The sequence below is a fragment of the Pseudomonas sp. P4_D7 genome (genome assembly GCF_056401755.1).
The window spans coordinates 1-16,774 of record NZ_JBFUIR010000044.1 but is presented as its reverse complement, the minus strand read 5'-3'; the positions used below and the strand labels follow the sequence as shown (position 1 = coordinate 16,774).

The 16,774-nt window shown below is 59.5% G+C and carries 16 protein-coding genes and 1 tRNA gene; 13 read left to right on the top strand and 4 right to left on the bottom strand.

Going from position 1 to position 16,774, the window contains the following annotated elements; all coding sequences use genetic code 11:
- Window positions 1-122 precede the first annotated feature (122 nt).
- The 7 genes from AC1DVF_RS22975 (at window position 123) to pdeM (ending at window position 7,657) form a co-directional block, all read left to right on the top strand.
- A complete protein-coding gene (locus AC1DVF_RS22975) occupies window positions 123-905 on the top strand; it encodes a transporter substrate-binding domain-containing protein (protein WP_008083900.1) in 783 nt (260 codons plus the stop codon).
- Between the two features lie 56 nt (window positions 906-961).
- The gene (locus AC1DVF_RS22970) at window positions 962-1,690 is read left to right on the top strand and encodes an ABC transporter permease (protein WP_093436331.1); all 729 of its coding nucleotides are present in this window, start codon (window positions 962-964) and stop codon (window positions 1,688-1,690) included.
- Window positions 1,687-2,397: an ABC transporter permease gene (locus tag AC1DVF_RS22965; protein WP_477783178.1), complete on the top strand. Its 711-nt coding sequence runs from the start codon at window positions 1,687-1,689 to the stop codon at window positions 2,395-2,397. Before AC1DVF_RS22970 ends, AC1DVF_RS22965 begins: the two co-directional genes overlap by 4 nt.
- A 28-nt stretch (window positions 2,398-2,425) precedes the next feature.
- Window positions 2,426-3,544, top strand: a complete 1,119-nt coding sequence (locus tag AC1DVF_RS22960) for a succinylglutamate desuccinylase/aspartoacylase family protein (RefSeq protein WP_477783177.1) — start codon at window positions 2,426-2,428, stop codon at window positions 3,542-3,544.
- A 13-nt stretch (window positions 3,545-3,557) separates the two neighbouring features.
- Window positions 3,558-4,322 (top strand): ABC transporter ATP-binding protein, encoded by a 765-nt coding sequence (locus AC1DVF_RS22955; RefSeq protein ID WP_034154958.1) that lies wholly within the window; start codon window positions 3,558-3,560, stop codon window positions 4,320-4,322.
- Between the two features lie 192 nt (window positions 4,323-4,514).
- Complete coding sequence (locus tag AC1DVF_RS22950; RefSeq protein ID WP_477783176.1) at window positions 4,515-7,004, top strand: ligase-associated DNA damage response DEXH box helicase; 2,490 nt, start codon at window positions 4,515-4,517, stop codon at window positions 7,002-7,004.
- Window positions 7,001-7,657, top strand: a complete 657-nt coding sequence (gene pdeM / locus AC1DVF_RS22945; RefSeq protein WP_093436351.1) for a ligase-associated DNA damage response endonuclease PdeM — start codon at window positions 7,001-7,003, stop codon at window positions 7,655-7,657. The genes AC1DVF_RS22950 and pdeM overlap by 4 nt, the downstream gene beginning before the upstream one ends.
- Window positions 7,658-7,703: 46 nt before the next feature.
- On the opposite strand, the gene AC1DVF_RS22940 is transcribed toward pdeM, so the two are convergent.
- Both AC1DVF_RS22940 and dcd read right to left on the bottom strand, forming a co-directional pair.
- Window positions 7,704-7,913 carry a hypothetical protein gene (locus AC1DVF_RS22940; RefSeq protein WP_093436355.1) on the bottom strand — a complete coding sequence of 70 codons (210 nt, stop codon included), beginning with the start codon at window positions 7,911-7,913 and terminating at the stop codon, window positions 7,704-7,706.
- A gap of 107 nt (window positions 7,914-8,020) precedes the next feature.
- Window positions 8,021-8,587 (bottom strand): dCTP deaminase, encoded by a 567-nt coding sequence (gene dcd / locus AC1DVF_RS22935; protein WP_093436360.1) that lies wholly within the window; start codon window positions 8,585-8,587, stop codon window positions 8,021-8,023.
- Between the two features lie 354 nt (window positions 8,588-8,941).
- Here dcd and AC1DVF_RS22930 point away from each other — a divergent pair, with 354 nt between their 5' ends.
- A complete protein-coding gene (locus AC1DVF_RS22930) occupies window positions 8,942-9,151 on the top strand; it encodes a cold-shock protein (RefSeq protein WP_002554837.1) in 210 nt (69 codons plus the stop codon).
- A 118-nt stretch (window positions 9,152-9,269) separates the two neighbouring features.
- Here the strand turns inward: AC1DVF_RS22930 and AC1DVF_RS22925 are convergent, their stop codons facing one another.
- Window positions 9,270-10,277, bottom strand: a complete 1,008-nt coding sequence (locus AC1DVF_RS22925; RefSeq protein WP_093436364.1) for a DUF481 domain-containing protein — start codon at window positions 10,275-10,277, stop codon at window positions 9,270-9,272.
- A 165-nt stretch (window positions 10,278-10,442) separates the two neighbouring features.
- On the opposite strand from AC1DVF_RS22925, the gene AC1DVF_RS22920 reads away from it, so the two are divergent.
- From AC1DVF_RS22920 to AC1DVF_RS22905, 4 genes are all read left to right on the top strand, one after another.
- The gene (locus AC1DVF_RS22920; RefSeq protein WP_257357183.1) at window positions 10,443-10,796 is read left to right on the top strand and encodes an MGMT family protein; all 354 of its coding nucleotides are present in this window, start codon (window positions 10,443-10,445) and stop codon (window positions 10,794-10,796) included.
- 43 nt (window positions 10,797-10,839) lie between these two features.
- A complete protein-coding gene (locus tag AC1DVF_RS22915) occupies window positions 10,840-12,399 on the top strand; it encodes an AmpG family muropeptide MFS transporter (protein WP_093436370.1) in 1,560 nt (519 codons plus the stop codon).
- A gap of 129 nt (window positions 12,400-12,528) precedes the next feature.
- The gene (locus tag AC1DVF_RS22910) at window positions 12,529-14,244 is read left to right on the top strand and encodes a proline--tRNA ligase (protein ID WP_093436373.1); all 1,716 of its coding nucleotides are present in this window, start codon (window positions 12,529-12,531) and stop codon (window positions 14,242-14,244) included.
- Window positions 14,245-14,261: 17 nt separating this feature from the next.
- The gene (locus AC1DVF_RS22905) at window positions 14,262-15,215 is read left to right on the top strand and encodes a hypothetical protein (RefSeq protein WP_477783175.1); all 954 of its coding nucleotides are present in this window, start codon (window positions 14,262-14,264) and stop codon (window positions 15,213-15,215) included.
- A gap of 110 nt (window positions 15,216-15,325) precedes the next feature.
- Here AC1DVF_RS22905 and dinB read toward each other — a convergent pair whose 3' ends face one another.
- Window positions 15,326-16,387 (bottom strand): DNA polymerase IV, encoded by a 1,062-nt coding sequence (gene dinB / locus AC1DVF_RS22900; RefSeq protein WP_095049107.1) that lies wholly within the window; start codon window positions 16,385-16,387, stop codon window positions 15,326-15,328.
- Between the two features lie 280 nt (window positions 16,388-16,667).
- Here dinB and AC1DVF_RS22895 point away from each other — a divergent pair.
- Window positions 16,668-16,744 (top strand) — tRNA-Met (locus tag AC1DVF_RS22895).
- Window positions 16,745-16,774 lie beyond the last annotated feature (30 nt).

Below are 16,774 nucleotides of genomic sequence, written 5' to 3'. Positions count from 1 at the left end.
ACCTTTTAAAACACTTGTTCGGGACTCTGGTTCGGAAATTGCTACTTTCTATAGGTCGTACGCGTTCCAGTAACAATAATTCTGCGCCACAAGCGCTCATATTGGTTCTTAGGGATTGAATAATGAAAAAAGCATTGCTGACCCTTTCTGCACTGGCGTTGTGCATGGCCGCTGGCTCCGCGCTGGCCAAGGAATACAAAGAGCTGCGCTTTGGCGTTGACCCTTCGTACGCACCGTTCGAGTCGAAAGCGGCCGACGGCAGCCTGGTGGGCTTCGACATCGACCTGGGCAACGCGATCTGCGCCGAACTCAAGGTCAAGTGCAAGTGGGTCGAAAGTGACTTCGACGGCATGATTCCGGGCCTCAAGGCCAACAAATTCGACGGTGTGATCTCGTCGATGACCGTGACCCCGGCTCGCGAAAAAGTCATCGACTTCTCCAGCGAACTGTTCTCCGGCCCGACCGCTTACGTATCGAAAAAAGGCTCCGGCATCACCGCCGACGTTGCTTCGCTGAAGGGTAAAACCGTCGGCTACGAGCAAGGCACCATTCAGGAAGCCTACGCCAAAGCCGTGCTGGACAAGGCCGGCGTGAAAACCCAGGCCTATCAGAATCAGGATCAGGTGTACTCCGACCTGACCTCCGGCCGTCTCGACGCCGGTATTCAGGACATGCTGCAAGCCGAACTGGGCTTCTTGAAGTCGCCACAGGGTGCCGACTATGACGTCAGCAAGCCAGTCGACAACGAATTGCTGCCAGCCAAAACCGCTGTCGGTATTAAGAAAGGTAACACTGAGCTGAAGGCGCTTTTAGATAAAGGTATCAAAGCGTTACACGATGACGGCAAATACGCCGAGATTCAAAAGAAACACTTTGGCGATCTGAATCTGTACAGCGGCAAATAATGCCCCGGCGCCCATCCTCGATGGGCGCCTTTTCCATCCGCTCAGGTTGCTGATTTATGTTCGAAAACCTCTTACAAAATCTGGGGCTCTCCGCCTTCAGCCTCAAGGGCTTCGGCCCTTTGCTGTTGGAAGGCACCTGGATGACCATCAAATTGTCGGCGTTGTCGCTACTGGTGGCCGTGTTGCTCGGTCTGCTCGGCGCCAGCGCCAAACTGTCAAAAATTAAACTGGTGCGCCTGCCCGCCCAGCTCTACACCACGCTGATTCGCGGGGTGCCGGACCTGGTGCTGATGCTGCTGATTTTCTACAGCCTGCAAACCTGGCTGACGTCCCTGACTGACTACATGGAATGGGAATACATCGAGATCAACCCGTTCAGCGCCGGGGTGCTGACGCTGGGCTTCATTTATGGTGCGTATTTCACCGAAACTTTCCGTGGCGCGATCCTCGCCGTGCCGCGCGGTCAGGTTGAAGCCGCCACCGCGTATGGCCTCAAACGCGGCCAGCGCTTTCGCTTCGTGGTGTTCCCGCAAATGATGCGTTTCGCCCTGCCGGGCATCGGCAACAACTGGATGGTGATGCTCAAGGCCACCGCGCTGGTGTCGATCATCGGCCTCGCCGACCTGGTCAAAGCGGCGCAGGACGCCGGTAAAAGCACTTACCAACTGTTCTACTTCCTGGTCCTCGCCGCGTTGATCTATCTGCTGATCACCAGTGCCTCGAACTTCATCCTGCGCTGGCTCGAACGCCGCTATGCCGCCGGTGCCCGGGAGGCCGTACGATGATCGAACTTCTGCAGGAATACTGGCGCGCCTTCCTCTATACCGACGGCCAGAACCTTACCGGGCTGGCAATGACGCTGTGGCTGCTCAGCGCCTCGATCTTCATCGGTTTCCTGGTGTCGATTCCGCTGTCGATCGCACGCGTCTCGAGCCACTTCTACATCCGCTGGCCGGTGCAGTTCTACACCTACCTGTTCCGTGGCACGCCGCTGTATATCCAGCTGCTGATCTGCTACACCGGGATCTACAGCCTGGCCGCCGTGCGTGCGCAGCCGCTGCTCGACAGTTTCTTTCGCGATGCGATGAACTGCACGATCCTCGCCTTTGCCCTGAACACTTGCGCCTACACCACGGAGATTTTCGCCGGGGCGATTCGCAGCATGAACCACGGCGAAGTCGAGGCGGCCAAGGCTTACGGGCTGACCGGCTGGAAACTGTATGCCTACGTGATCATGCCGTCGGCGCTGCGCCGTTCGTTGCCGTATTACAGCAACGAAGTGATCCTGATGCTGCACTCGACCACCGTGGCCTTCACCGCGACCATCCCCGACATCCTGAAAGTTGCGCGGGACGCCAACTCGGCGACCTTCCTGACCTTTCAGTCGTTCGGCATCGCCGCGTTGATCTACCTGACCATCACCTTTGCGCTGGTCGGCCTGTTCCGCCTTGCCGAACGCCGATGGCTGGCCTTCCTCGGGCCGACTCACTAGGCCCAGTTCAGGAATAAAGAGATAAAAAATGCGCCACCTGATTCATGACTTGCTGGCCCCGCTGCCGGGGACCGCACGACAGATCCACAGCTTCCACTTCGGCCCGGAGCAGGCCAAAGGCAAGGTCTACATCCAGTCCTCGCTGCACGCCGATGAATTGCCCGGCATGCTCGTGGCCTGGCACCTCAAGCAGCGTCTGGCGGAGCTGGAAGCCGCCGGACGCCTGCGCAGCCAAATCGTGCTGGTGCCGGTGGCCAACCCGGTCGGCCTCGAACAAGTGCTGATGGACGTGCCGTTGGGCCGCTACGAACTGGAGAGCGGGCAGAACTTCAACCGCTGGTTCGTCGATCTCAGCGAAGAGATCGGCAACGCCATCGAAGGCAAGCTGAACGACGATCCGCAACACAACCTCGAACTGATCCGCACGCATCTGCGCGACACGCTCGCCCGCCAGACCGCCAGCACGCAACTGCAATCCCAGCGTCTGACCCTGCAACGGTTGGCCTGCGACGCGGACATGGTGCTGGACTTGCACTGCGACTTCGAATCGGTGGTGCACCTTTACACCACGCCCGAAGCGTGGCCGCAGGTCGAACCGCTGGCGCGCTACATCGAAGCTCAGGCGAGCTTGCTGGCCACCGACTCAGGCGGTCAGTCGTTCGACGAATGCTTCACCCTACTGTGGTGGCAACTGAAGGAGCGCTTCGGCGAACACTTCGAGATTCCGCTGGGCAGTTTTTCAGTCACCGTCGAGTTGCGCGGCCAGGGCGACGTCACCCATCCGCTGGCCAGCCGCGACTGCCAGGCGCTGATCGATTATCTGATCCAGTCCGATGCGATTGTCGGCGAGACCAAATCGCAACCACCGTTGCCGTTCCCCGCTACGCCGCTGGCCGGTGTGGAACCGGTGACCACCCCGGTCGGCGGGCTGCTGGTTTACACCGCCACGGCGGGTCAATACCTCGAAGCCGGGCAACAGATCGCCGAAATCATCGACCCGATCCACGATCGGGTCACCCCCGTTCATTGCACCAGCGCCGGCGTGATGTACGCCCGCTCGCTGCGACGCATGGCCACTGCCGGCATGGTTATCGCCCACGTCGCGGGCGCTGAAGCCTATCGCAGCGGCTACCTACTTTCGCCTTGAGGATGTCTGTCCCATGTACAAACTGACCGTTGAAGGCCTGCACAAAAGCTATGGCGACCATCAGGTGCTCAAAGGCGTTTCGCTCAAGGCCAAGACCGGCGACGTGATCAGCCTGATCGGCGCCAGCGGCTCGGGCAAAAGCACCTTTTTGCGCTGCATCAACTTTCTCGAACAACCCAACGATGGCGCCATGAGCCTCGATGGCCAGGCGATCCGCATGGTCACCGACCGCCACGGCATGCACGTCGCCGACGCCGATGAACTGCAACGCCTGCGCACGCGGCTGGCGATGGTGTTCCAGCACTTCAACCTGTGGAGCCACATGACCGTGCTGGAAAACATCACCATGGCCCCGCGCCGGGTGCTGGGTTGCAGCAAACAGGAAGCCGACGACCGTGCGCGGCGTTATCTGGACAAGGTTGGCCTGCCGGCACGAGTGGCCGATCAATATCCGGCGTTTCTCTCAGGCGGTCAGCAACAGCGCGTGGCGATTGCCCGGGCGCTGGCGATGGAGCCGGAGGTAATGCTGTTTGATGAACCGACCTCGGCGCTCGATCCGGAATTGGTCGGTGAAGTGTTGAAGGTGATTCAAGGGCTGGCCGAGGAAGGCCGGACCATGATCATGGTGACCCACGAAATGAGCTTCGCCCGCAAAGTCTCCAGCCAGGTGTTGTTCCTGCACCAAGGTCTGGTGGAAGAAGAAGGTGCGCCCGAGGATGTACTCGGCAACCCTAAAAGCGAACGCCTGAAACAATTCCTCAGCGGCAACCTCAAATAGCCATTAGTGCAAAACCCTGTGGGAGCGAGCTTGCTCGCGAAAGCATTCTGTCAGTCACATTGATTTTGAATGTTCCGCCGCCTTCGCGAGCAAGCTCGCTCCCACAGTGGACCTCCGCAGCCTACAAAAATCAAACTTGTCCGCCCGCCCCGTGGTCACTGGAAGAACCCCTCCAGAGCGCGCGCAGCCCGCATGGCGAAATCCTCCGACCTGGCAAAAATCTGGTTCAGCGCCCGCAACTGGAAGCCGTTCGCCTTTCAGAAACAGGTCTGGGCGGCGGTCAAAAACGGCCAATCCGGTCTGCTCCACGCCAGCACCGGTGCCGGTAAAACCTATGCGGTGTGGTTTGCCGCGCTCAATCGCTTCGCCAAACCCGCCGCTGTTGTTGAAAGCCCACGCAAGCGCAAACCACCGGCCGAACCACTGACCGTGCTGTGGATCACCCCCATGCGCGCCCTCGCCGCCGACACTGCGCGCGCCCTGCAAACACCGGTCGATGACCTGCAGATCCCATGGAGCATCGGCCTGCGCACCGGCGATACCAGCAGCAGCGAACGCGCCCGGCAGAGCCGGCGCCTGCCGACCACGCTGATCACCACCCCGGAAAGCCTGACCTTACTGCTCGCTCGTGCCGATGCGCAGGTGGTGCTGGCGAGTCTGCGCATGATCGTCGTCGATGAATGGCACGAACTGCTCGGTAACAAGCGCGGCGTGCAACTGCAACTGGCCCTCGCACGCCTGCGGCATTGGCAACCCGAACTGATCGTCTGGGGGGTGTCCGCCACTCTCGGTAATCAATCCCACGCCGAACAAGTGCTGATCCCACAGGGCGGCGGCATCAGCATTCAGGGGCAAAACGAAAAAGCGCTGAAGGTCGACACCCTCCTCCCACCGGCGATTGAACGTTTTCCGTGGGCCGGACACATCGGCCTGAAGATGCTGCCGCAAGTGGTCACCGAACTGGAGGCCTGCGCCAGCACTTTGGTGTTCACCAATACCCGGGCGCAATCGGAAATCTGGTATCAGGCACTGCTGGAGGCACGGCCGGACTGGGCCGGGTTGATCGCTTTGCATCACAGTTCACTGTCTCGCGAGACTCGCGACTGGGTCGAACAGGCCTTGAAAGACGGGCACCTCAAAGCCGTGGTCTGCACCTCGAGCCTGGATCTGGGCGTGGATTTCCTGCCAGTCGAGCGCGTGCTGCAAATCGGCTCGGCCAAAGGCGTCGCGCGCCTGATGCAACGCGCCGGTCGTTCAGGCCACGCGCCGGGACGCACCTCGCGAGTAACGCTGGTGCCGACTCACAGCCTTGAGCTGATCGAAGCCGCTGCCGCCCGTGATGCCGTCGAACAACGGCGTATCGAACCACGCCAGTCACCGCACAAACCGCTGGATGTGCTGGTCCAGCATTTGGTCAGCATGGCCCTTGGCGGTGGATTTTTACCCGATGAGCTGTACGAAGAAGTCCGTGGCGCCTGGGCTTATCGTGACCTGACCGCTGCTGACTGGGCCTGGGCGCTGGCTTTCGTACGCCATGGCGGGATGTCTCTGACAGCCTATCCGGATTACCGCCGGGTCGAGCCAGACGAGCACGGCGTCTGGCGGGTGCCGGATGCGCGATTGGCGCGGCGCCATCGCATGAGCATCGGCACCATCGTCAGTGACGCGAGCATCCATCTGAAATTCTGGAGCAAGGGCGGCGGTGGCAAACAGTTGGGCAGTGTCGAGGAAGGTTTCATCGCACGGCTTAAACCGGGTGACGGTTTTCTCTTCGCCGGGCGTTTACTGGAGTTGGTGCGAGTGGAAAACATGACCGCTTACGTCAAACGCAGCACCGCAAAAAAAGCCGCCGTGCCGCGCTGGAATGGCGGGCGCATGCCGCTTTCCAATGAGCTCGCCGCCGCCGTCGTCAGTCGTTTCAGCGCGGCCGCGCAGGGTGAGTTTGTCGGGCCGGAAATGCACGCACTGCGGCCGTTACTGGAAACGCAGATGCGCTGGTCTGGACTGCCCACCACCGAAAACCTGTTGGCCGAGGTGCTGAAGTCCCGCGAAGGCTGGCACCTTTTCCTCTATCCCTTTGCCGGGCGCCAGGTGCATCTGGGACTGGCGAGCCTGTTGGCATGGCGCGTCAGTCAACGGCAGCCCGTGACGTTTTCCATCGCGGTGAACGATTACGGCCTGGAATTGCTCAGCGCCACGCCGATCGACTGGGCCGAGTATTTGAATGCCGATCTCTTCAATGCCGATGATTTATTAGCGGACGTTCTGGCCAGTCTGAACGCAGGCGAACTGGCCTTGCGCCGTTTTCGCGAGATCGCGCGGATTGCCGGACTGGTCTTCGCCGGCTACCCCGGCGCACCGAAAAGCACCCGACAGGTGCAGGCGTCCAGCGGACTGTTTTTTGAAGTGTTCAAACAATACGACGCAGATAATCTGTTGCTGGCCCAGGCCGGGGAAGAAGTCCTGCGAGAAGAACTGGATATTCGTCGCTTGGAACAGACATTGGAGCGGATCAACGGGATGAAACTGGACGTGCATCAGGTTAAACGTCCTACACCACTGGGCTTCCCGCTGCTGGTGGAGCGCATGCGCGAAAGCATGAGTTCGGAAAAACTCGCTGATCGCATCAGGCGAATGGTTGGTGATCTGGAGAACAGCGCCGACAAGGATAAATCCTCATGAGTTCAGGCTACCCGGTACGCCTGGCCGGCGAAGAACTATGGCTTTTGCCGGAAAAAGCCCTGTACTGGCCCGCGCAACAGGTCCTGCTGATTGCCGATGTGCATTTCGGCAAAGCGGCGGCTTACCGCAGTCTGGGTCAACCGGTTCCGCACGGCACCACGGCGAGCAATATCGCAGTGATTGATCGGCTGCTGGCGAAGCTGCCCTGCCGGTTATTGATCTTTCTCGGTGACTTCCTCCACGGGCCCGGCTCTCATGCGCCAGGCACGCTGGACGCGCTGGCACAATGGCGCGCGCGCCACGCTGATCTGCCGATGACACTGATTCGCGGCAATCATGACAAACGCGCCGGTGATCCACCTGAATCGCTGAATATCCGGGTGGTGCCGGAACCGCTGCTGCTCGGGCCATTCGCCTTGCAGCACGAGCCTGATCCGCACCCTGAAAGGCACGTGCTGGCGGGTCACGTACACCCGGTCTATCGGCTGCGCGGCAAGGGTCGGCAAAGCTTGCGCCTGGCGTGTTTCAGGCTCGGCGAACGCCTCAGCCTGCTACCGGCATTCGGCGCCTTCACCGGCGGCTATGCGGTCGAGCGCGAAGAGAGTTGCAGGATTTTCGTCATCGGCGATAACGAAATATGGCCAGTCAGTTGAAGTCTTTGCAGACCTCATCTGACTGGCCATTGGTTTTCAATGCAGATCAGGCAACCGGTGCCGGTGGCGGCTCGTCCGGAAGCGTCGGTTCGCCAGGCTCGCTTGGTTGCTCGTTGGGGGTATCGGGATTGGGCTGTCCGGGAATTCCGCCGGCCATGCTCAGTGGCGGATGCGCCAACAAGGACCAGGCCAATACGCCAATCTGATTGGGCTCGAGCCTTGCCAGTTCGGCAGTGATTTGCGGATCGATCTTCATAGGGCACTCCTCGGCGAAGGCCCGTTTTGCCGAAAGCAAAAACGGGCAGTACACCCCATAGAGTGTCTGCCCGCCAAAGAATTCCCGCGATCTGTCGGATGGACCGATCAGGTGCGCGGCAAGGTCACGCCACGCTGGCCCTGGTACTTGCCACCGCGATCCTTGTAGGACACTTCACATTCCTCGTCGGATTCGAGGAACAGCATCTGTGCCACGCCTTCGTTGGCGTAGATTTTCGCCGGCAGGTTGGTGGTGTTGGAGAATTCCAGGGTCACGTGGCCTTCCCACTCAGGCTCAAGCGGCGTGACGTTAACGATGATGCCGCAACGTGCGTAGGTGCTTTTACCCAGGCAGATGGTCAGCACATTGCGCGGAATGCGGAAATATTCGACGGTGCTGGCCAGGGCGAAGGAGTTCGGTGGAATGATGCAAACATCGCTGTGGACGTCGACGAAGCTGCCCGGATCGAAGTTTTTCGGGTCGACGATGGACGAGTTGATGTTGGTGAACACCTTGAAGTGATTGGTGCAGCGCACGTCGTAGCCGTAGCTCGATACACCGTAGGAGATCACTCGGCTGTCATCGCTGCCGCGCATCTGGCGCTCGACGAACGGCTCGATCATGCCCTGTTCCTGCGCCATGCGGCGAATCCACTTGTCCGATTTGATGCTCATGGCGGGGTGTCCTGAATAGCGAGGTGGAAAAATTCTGTCCGGCATCTTACCGGGCGCGCCGCCGGGTTCAAAGTGCGCGGTGCAATTCTCGCCGAACACCCATGAAATACGGGCTTTGGCGACGAACCGTCACACCGCCGATCCCGAAAACAGAGAAACCTTCGCAAGAAGCATTGGCACTTCTCGGAAACTGGGTTAAGGTGGCGTCACTGTGTTGCTTGTGTCACTGAGAATCTCTACACGATATGTTGAATTTCGATCCAACCATCTACAAGAATTTTTCCTGCTCTTTGCACTCAGTCTCGGCCAGGGTTCTTCCTGAGTCGCAGTTATCTTTGTTCAAGGAGTTACACCATGTCTAATCGCCAAACCGGTACCGTTAAGTGGTTCAACGATGAAAAAGGCTTCGGCTTCATCACTCCACAATCCGGTGACGACCTGTTCGTTCACTTCAAAGCTATCCAATCCGACGGCTTCAAAAGCCTGAAAGAAGGCCAACAGGTTTCTTTCATCGCTACCCGCGGTCAGAAAGGCATGCAAGCTGAAGAAGTACAAGTTATCTAACTTGTAGCTTCTTTAGAAAAGAGCCCCGCCCTTAAAAGCGGGGCTTTTTTGTGGGCGCCTGTTTTGTACAGGCAAAAAAAATCGCAGCCTGCCAGGGCTGCGATTTTTTGTGGGTGCCTTACCAGGCCACGCCAAACCCGGCGGTATAACGGGTCTTGTTCAGATCGGCATCGTTGGTGCCGCTGATGATGTCGCGTTCAGCCTTGAGGTTGAGCGACGCCCAGTCGGTGACCTTGTAGCGCAGCCCCAATTCAGCATCCAGCGCGTAATCGGCGACACCGGACAGCGGCTTGCCCACTTCACCGTTGGTGAAGAACTCGACTTTCTTGCCGATCAGGTAACGGTTGTAATCCCACTTCATCGCGACGGAATAGAAGTTGTCTTTGCTACCATCGCGATACTCGTAGTCGGTGCGGTTAAGCAGCGAGCCCAGCGAGAACGCGCCCAACTCGTCGTCCCAGAACTGGTAGCCAGGACCGGTACCGACCACACGCTGGCGTGCCAGCTCTTCGATGTGATCGCGCTTGTAGTTCAGACGGCCTTGCCAAAACCATTTATCGGTCAGGAAGCGGTCGAGTGCGTATTCGGCGCGCCAGTTGTCGGTGGTGGTCTCGTCGTCCTGCACTTCGCGGTTGTATTCACCCTCGGCGGTATGACGCCAGCGCCCATGCCGTGCTGTGGTCTTGAAGCCGACATCGTAGTCATCAGTGTCTTTCTCGGCGCGTTGATAATCCAGCGCCAGGTCGACATTGCCCTTCCACACCAGATCCTCGACCACCGGTTTCGGTTTGAGAATCTGCTGAATGCTCGCCAGCTCAACGGTTTTCGGCGCCTCACCGTTGGCCAGGGTGACCTTGCCATCTTCGGCAGCCGTCAGCGACTTGGACACTTCACCGCTGTAGGCATCCTGTTTGACCAGCAAGTGCTGATCACTGTCCAGCGTCTTGACCTCTTTCCAGTCAATGGTGACCGCACCGGCGTATTTGGTCTGGATCAACAGCTTGCCGCCATCGAACACGGTGATGGTGCCGCTCAACTTGTCACCGTTCTTCAACCAGACGGTGTCGGCAAGCAGGGGCGTGGACGCACTGAAAACAGCAAGGCACAGCAGGGATCTGGACAACATAAGCAAATCGAAGGCTCAAGTTTGCGAAAAAAGGTCGGCATTATCCGTAGGAATAAGACCCTGACAAGGACTGACCGGACTATTTCCGATGAGTTCATTTCTCAATTGCGCGATCACCGATTACTCTGAAAGCCATCAAACTGTTCATGCTCAGGAACCGCGCACGTGAAAGACCCGCTCGACAGCGTTGAAAACGATGCGCAAATCCGACGCACGGCGCTCTACTCGACGCTCGCCCAAGTGCCCGAAGGCAAAGTCGTCAGTTATGGTCAGTTAGCTGAACTGGCCGGGCTGGGGCGCGCCGCCCGCTGGGTCGGCCGCACCTTGAGTCAGTTACCCAGCGATACAAAGCTGCCCTGGCACCGTGTGCTGGGCGCCGGCGGTCGGATCAGCCTGCCGGTGGGCACCCCGTCCGGCGATGAACAACGGGCTCGATTGCGCATGGAAGGCATCACCGTCCTGAACAATCGTGTGGATATTCAGCGCCATGGCTGGCGTCCGGTAGAGCACAGCGGTTAGAGTGCGCGCTTTGTTTCCGCAATCTTGAGGCAGACTTCAGCCCATGCCCCGTAAAACCTGGCGCGCCGCGCTAGCCGCTTATGCCAGTCCTTCGACGCTCGTGCTGTTGTTGCTCGGTTTCGCCGCCGGCCTGCCGTACATGCTGGTGTTCTCTACGCTATCCGTCTGGCTGCGTGAAGCCGGTGTCGCCCGTGAAACCATTGGCTACGCCAGCCTGATCGGCCTGGCCTACGCGTTCAAATGGGTCTGGTCACCACTGCTCGACCAATGGCGCCTGCCTTTGCTGGGCAAACTTGGCCGTCGCCGTTCGTGGCTGGTGCTCTCACAAGCCCTGGTCATCCTCGGCTTGATCGGCATGGGTTTCTGCGACCCGCAAAAGCACCTGTCCTGGTTGATCGCCATTGCGGTTGTCGTCGCCTTCGCCTCCGCCACCCAAGACATCGCGGTCGACGCCTATCGCCTGGAAATCGCCGAAGACAACCGCCAGGCCGCCCTCGCCGCCAGCTATATGTCCGGGTATCGCGTGGCTGCACTGCTGGCCACCGCTGGCGCGCTGTTCTTCGCTGAGGGCTTCGGCTCCACTGGCTTCAACTATCAGCATTCGGCCTGGGCCGGCACCTACGCGCTGTTCGGTGCCTTGATGATTCCCGCGCTGCTGACCACGCTGTTCATGCGCGAGCCACCGGTGCCGCTACGCACTCAGTTGCAGGCCGGGCGTTACACCTTCATGCACCAACTGATGTCGGTGTTTGTGCTGATCGTGTTGCTGGTCTCGGTACCGGCGATGTTCACCCAGCTCTACAACACTGATTTCGCCAGCGTACTGTTCGGCGGCATGAGCCCGCTCGACCTGCTGCTTGAAGACCGCGCGTTTCTGCGCGCCATTCTGTATACGCTGCTGACCGGTCTGTGCCTGTCGACCATGGGCCGTCGCGGCCTCGCCCCGGTGCTGACGCCGGTCAACGACTTCATTCTGCGCTATCGCTGGCAGGCACTGCTGTTGCTCGGCCTGATCGCCACTTATCGAATGTCGGACACGGTGATGGGCGTCATGGCCAACGTGTTCTACATCGACCAGGGTTTTACCAAGGATCAGATTGCCAGTGTCAGCAAGATCTTCGGCCTGATCATGACGCTGGTCGGCGCCGGCATGGGCGGCCTGCTGATCGTGCGCTTCGGCATTCTGCCGATCCTGTTCATCGGCGGCGCGGCCTCGGCAGCCACCAACCTGCTGTTCGTCATGCTCGCCGACATGGGCCCGAACCTGCAGATGCTGGTGGTGACCATATCCCTCGACAACTTCAGTTCCGGCCTGGCGACGTCGGCGTTCGTTGCCTACCTGTCGAGCCTGACCAACCTGAAGTTCTCGGCCACGCAATACGCGCTGCTCAGCTCGATCATGCTGCTGTTGCCGCGCCTGATGGGCGGCTATTCCGGGGTTCTGGTGGAGAAGTTCGGTTACCACAGTTTCTTCCTGATCACCGCCCTGCTCGGTGTGCCGACTCTGCTGTTGATCGCCCTGCACTGGTTCCAGGAGAGCCGCCGCCAAGGCCCGACGCCAACGCCCGAGCCTGTGCCGACACCGGTCGCAGAAGAATCGTAAGACGTTTCGGCAACGGCGGGAGGAATCCCGCCGTCGTGCCTCCCTACTGACCTCACGCCTGTACGTCGGCAAAACTCGCCGGTACACTGCGGAGTCATTTCCAGTCATAGCAACCGACAACGGCCAACCATGCGCACCAGTCAATTTTTGCTCGCCACACAGAAAGAAACGCCTTCCGACGCGGTCGTGATCAGCCACCAGCTGATGCTGCGCGCCGGCATGATCCGCAAGCTCGCCTCCGGCCTGTACACCTGGCTGCCCATGGGCCTGCGGGTAATGCGCAAGGTTGAAGCCATCGTTCGCGAAGAGATGAACGCTGCAGGTTCTCTGGAAGTGTTGATGCCGAGCACCCAACCGGCCGAGCTGTGGCAGGAATCGGGGCGCTGGGAAGAGTACGGCCCTGAGCTGCTGCGCATCAAAGACCGCCACGGTCGCGACTTCTGCGCGGGCCCGACCCATGAAGAAGTGATCACCGATCTGATGCGCAACGAGTTGAGCAGCTACAAACAGCTGCCGATCAACCTGTACCAGATCCAGACCAAATTCCGTGACGAAATCCGCCCACGCTTCGGCTTGATGCGTGGCCGTGAATTCATCATGAAAGATGCTTACTCGTTCCACGCTGATCAGGCATCGCTGCAGGTCACCTATGACCGCATGCACCAAGCGTACTGCAACGTGTTTACCCGCTTGGGCCTGAAATTCCGTCCGGTTGAAGCCGACAACGGTTCGATCGGTGGCGCCGGTTCGCACGAATTCCACGTACTGGCCGAGTCCGGCGAAGACGACATCGTCTTCAGCAACGGTTCCGACTACGCGGCGAACATCGAAAAAGCCGAAGCGGTGCCACGCGAAACTTCGCGCCCTGCTCCGACCGAAGAGCTGCGCCTGGTCGATACGCCAGACACCAAAACCATCGCGGCGCTGGTGGAAAAATTCAATCTGCCGATTGAAAAGACCATCAAGACCCTGATCGTGCGCGCCGAAGAAGAAGGCAAGCTGATCGCGCTGGTCATCCGCGGCGACCACGAACTCAACGAAATCAAGGCTGCCCAGCAACCTGGCGTGGCCAGCCCGCTGGTCATGGCCACCGATGCCGAACTGCGTGACGCCATTGGCGCCGGCGCCGGTTCGCTCGGCCCGCTCAACCTGCCGCTGCCAATCATCATCGACCGTTCGGTCGAGCTGATGAGCGACTTCGGTATCGGCGCGAACATCGACGACAAGCACTACTTCGGCGTGAACTGGGAGCGTGACCTGCCGGTTCCGACCGTCGCTGACCTGCGTAACGTAGTCGCCGGTGACCCAAGCCCGGACGGCAAAGGCACGCTGGAAATCAAGCGCGGCATCGAAGTCGGGCACATCTTCCAGCTGGGCAACAAGTACAGCAAGGCGATGAAGTGCGAAGTGCTGGGCGAGAACGGTAAGCCAGTCACCCTGGAAATGGGTTGCTACGGCATCGGCGTATCTCGCGTGGTGGCTGCGGCCATTGAGCAGAACAACGACGCCAACGGCATCATCTGGAGCGACACCTTGGCGCCGTTTCAGATCGCTCTGGTGCCGCTGCGCTATGAAACCGAGCAGGTGCGCGAAGCCACCGACAAGCTGTACGCCGAACTGACAGCTGCCGGCTTTGAAGTGCTGCTGGACGATCGCGACAAGAAAACCAGCCCGGGCATCAAGTTCGCGGACATGGAGCTGATCGGCATTCCACACCGGATCGTGGTCAGCGACCGCGGCCTCGCCGAAGGCAACCTGGAATACAAGAGCCGTACCGAGCCGGAAGCGCAAGCGCTGCCGGTCGCCGATGTGGTGTCCTTCCTTCAGGCCCGTATCCGCCGCTGAAACCAGATAGAGACGTCATGTTCAAGCGAAACACCTTAGGCCTCGGTGGCACCGCCCTGTGCGGTGCCCTGCTGGTCAGCGGCTGTGCCAATCACATGTCACAACGCAGCGAGCACGAAGAGCGGGTCGAGCGAAAATTGCTCGACCACAGCCTGCAGATCGATGTCGGTGAGCCTAAGGAGCTTGAGCTGCCGCAGCGACGCGTAAAGATCAACGAGCAGAAGACCTTCGAAGTCACCGAGTTCGAAGTGACGCGTCGCTACGATCGCTACACGCCTTACCAGCCTTGGCGGGAGATCTATGAGATTCCGCTGGGCGCGGTAGCCGTGGTGGGCGGCATCGGCGCCAACGTGGTCAATGTGTTCGCCCTCGGCAACTTGCCGGACAGCGTCACCAAGGAMTGGCTGAGCTATGGTTTTGCCGGGCTCAACCCGTTCATGAACGCGCAGTCCAACGGTCGTGCGCAACAGAACCTGGCCGGCATCGATGAAGTCCAGCGCGACAAGCGTACGGAGTATTCGAGCCTGCCGTGGAGCGAACGCCCGGTGCAGGTCAAGGCTGGCAAACAGACCTTCGACATGACCACTGATCGTAACGGTGTGCTGCGCCTGAACCTGCTCGACAGTCCGTTTGCCGAAAATGACCTCAATCATGTCGGCAAACTGCAGATCAGCGTCGAAGACGCCAAGGATGACGTGCACTCTGACTCATCGCTGATGATCAGCAGTCATCTGCGCGGCAAGTTGCTGGAAGCGCACGGGCTGATTTATGACGACCTGGAAGACGACGAAGTGAGCCAGTGGGTGCACCGGGTCAAACGTCTGTCGGAACTGGGTCTGGAAGAAGAAGCCAGCGAGCTGGAACAAAGCCTGATCGAATTGACGCGCAATGATCCTGAGTTGCAGACCGAGTTTCTCAAGTCGCTGACCAAGGATGCCGGGCGTCTGGTGGCGGATCCAGGGCCGAACTGACAGCTGAAAGCTTCGCGAGCAGGCTCGCTCCCACAGGGGATTGGTGAACCACACAAATCCAATGTGGGAGCGAGCCTGCTCGCGAAGAGGCCCTGACAAACACCGCAAATCTACCGCTCAAACAACTCCATCTGCTCAAACCCGCCGCGCAAATCCTCCAGCCTTACCCCAACCCCCAACAACCGCACCGGTTTACCGCCGCGATTAAACGCCTGCGTCAGCATCAACTGATAACTGCCCAGATCCCGCCCCGCCCCGGCCTGCTCCAGTGTGGTCTGGGTGAAATCATGAAACTTCACTTTGACGAACGGCTTGCCCGGCCGATAACTGCTGTCGATCCGCGCCATACGGGTTTTCAGGGTTTCGAGCAGTTCGGGCAATTTATCCAGGCAACTGCGCAGATCCGGCAGATCAACGTCGTAGGTATTTTCCACACTGATCGACTGACGCCGGCTGTCGTTATGCACCAACCGATCATCGATCCCACGGGCCAGACTCCACAGTCGCTCGCCAAAACTGCCGAACTCGCGCACCAGCGCCAGCTTGTCCCACTCGCGCAAGTGCTGGCAGTCGACGATCCCCAGCTTGCCGAGCTTGTCGGCGGTGACCTTGCCGACGCCGTGCAACTTGCTCACCGGCAAACCGCTGACAAACTCCTCCACCTGATCCGGCGTAATAACGAACAAGCCGTTCGGCTTTTTCCAGTCACTGGCGATTTTTGCCAGAAACTTGTTCGGCGCCACGCCCGCAGACACGGTGATGTGCAATTGATTGGAGACCCGCCGGCGAATGTCTTGGGCAATGCGTGTGGCACTGCCGCCGAAATGCGCGCTATCGGAAACATCCAGATAAGCCTCATCCAGCGACAGCGGTTCAATCAGGTCGGTGTAGTCGCTGAAGATCGTGTGTATTTCTTTCGACGCTTCGCGATAGGCGTCCATGCGCGGCTTGACGATGGTCAGGTCCGGGCACAGCTTCAAAGCATGTCCCGAAGCCATCGCCGAACGCACGCCATAGGCCCGCGCTTCGTAATTGCAGGTGGCGATCACCCCGCGCCGGTCCGCCGAGCCACCCACCGCCAACGGCTTGCCGGCCAGACGCGGGTCATCGCGCATCTCGATGGCGGCGTAGAAACAGTCGCAGTCAATGTGGATGATTTTTCGCTGAGTCATGTCAGAAAAGTAAACGTGGCGAACCGGATCGGCAGTATCTCACTGACACCTGTATATAGCACCAGTGGTATGAAGGTTCTTTCCGAACGGCAGGAAATGTCCTTTGAATTTATTTTATCAATCGACGAGAGGCATCCAATAGAGCTGAAAGCCTTGCGCCACCTGCCCTGCAGCAGGAAAAACACCCGACAAAAAGCGCTAACCGATTGAACCTCAACAGATTTTATCCAGATTGCGGGTTGACACCCCTGCGTTCCTCTGTAGAATGCCGACACACAGACGCGGGATGGAGCAGTCTGGTAGCTCGTCGGGCTCATAACCCGAAGGTCGTCGGTTCAAATCCGGCTCCCGCAACCAAACATCAAAAAAGGCTACTCGAAAGAGTGG

Excerpts from the sequence above, each read along its gene's own strand:
- AC1DVF_RS22910 (WP_093436373.1), top strand. The coding sequence starts at position 12,529 with ATGCGCACCAGTCAATTTTTGCTCGCCACACAGAAAGAAACGCCTTCC.
- dinB (WP_095049107.1), bottom strand. The coding sequence starts at position 16,387 with ATGACTCAGCGAAAAATCATCCACATTGACTGCGACTGTTTCTACGCC.
- AC1DVF_RS22950 (WP_477783176.1), top strand. The coding sequence starts at position 4,515 with ATGGCGAAATCCTCCGACCTGGCAAAAATCTGGTTCAGCGCCCGCAAC.
- AC1DVF_RS22915 (WP_093436370.1), top strand. The coding sequence starts at position 10,840 with ATGCCCCGTAAAACCTGGCGCGCCGCGCTAGCCGCTTATGCCAGTCCT.
- AC1DVF_RS22975 (WP_008083900.1), top strand. The coding sequence starts at position 123 with ATGAAAAAAGCATTGCTGACCCTTTCTGCACTGGCGTTGTGCATGGCC.
- AC1DVF_RS22955 (WP_034154958.1), top strand. The coding sequence starts at position 3,558 with ATGTACAAACTGACCGTTGAAGGCCTGCACAAAAGCTATGGCGACCAT.
- AC1DVF_RS22930 (WP_002554837.1), top strand. The coding sequence starts at position 8,942 with ATGTCTAATCGCCAAACCGGTACCGTTAAGTGGTTCAACGATGAAAAA.
- AC1DVF_RS22940 (WP_093436355.1), bottom strand. The coding sequence starts at position 7,913 with ATGAAGATCGATCCGCAAATCACTGCCGAACTGGCAAGGCTCGAGCCC.
- dcd (WP_093436360.1), bottom strand. The coding sequence starts at position 8,587 with ATGAGCATCAAATCGGACAAGTGGATTCGCCGCATGGCGCAGGAACAG.
- pdeM (WP_093436351.1), top strand. The coding sequence starts at position 7,001 with ATGAGTTCAGGCTACCCGGTACGCCTGGCCGGCGAAGAACTATGGCTT.
- AC1DVF_RS22925 (WP_093436364.1), bottom strand. The coding sequence starts at position 10,277 with ATGTTGTCCAGATCCCTGCTGTGCCTTGCTGTTTTCAGTGCGTCCACG.
- AC1DVF_RS22970 (WP_093436331.1), top strand. The coding sequence starts at position 962 with ATGTTCGAAAACCTCTTACAAAATCTGGGGCTCTCCGCCTTCAGCCTC.
- AC1DVF_RS22965 (WP_477783178.1), top strand. The coding sequence starts at position 1,687 with ATGATCGAACTTCTGCAGGAATACTGGCGCGCCTTCCTCTATACCGAC.
- AC1DVF_RS22960 (WP_477783177.1), top strand. The coding sequence starts at position 2,426 with ATGCGCCACCTGATTCATGACTTGCTGGCCCCGCTGCCGGGGACCGCA.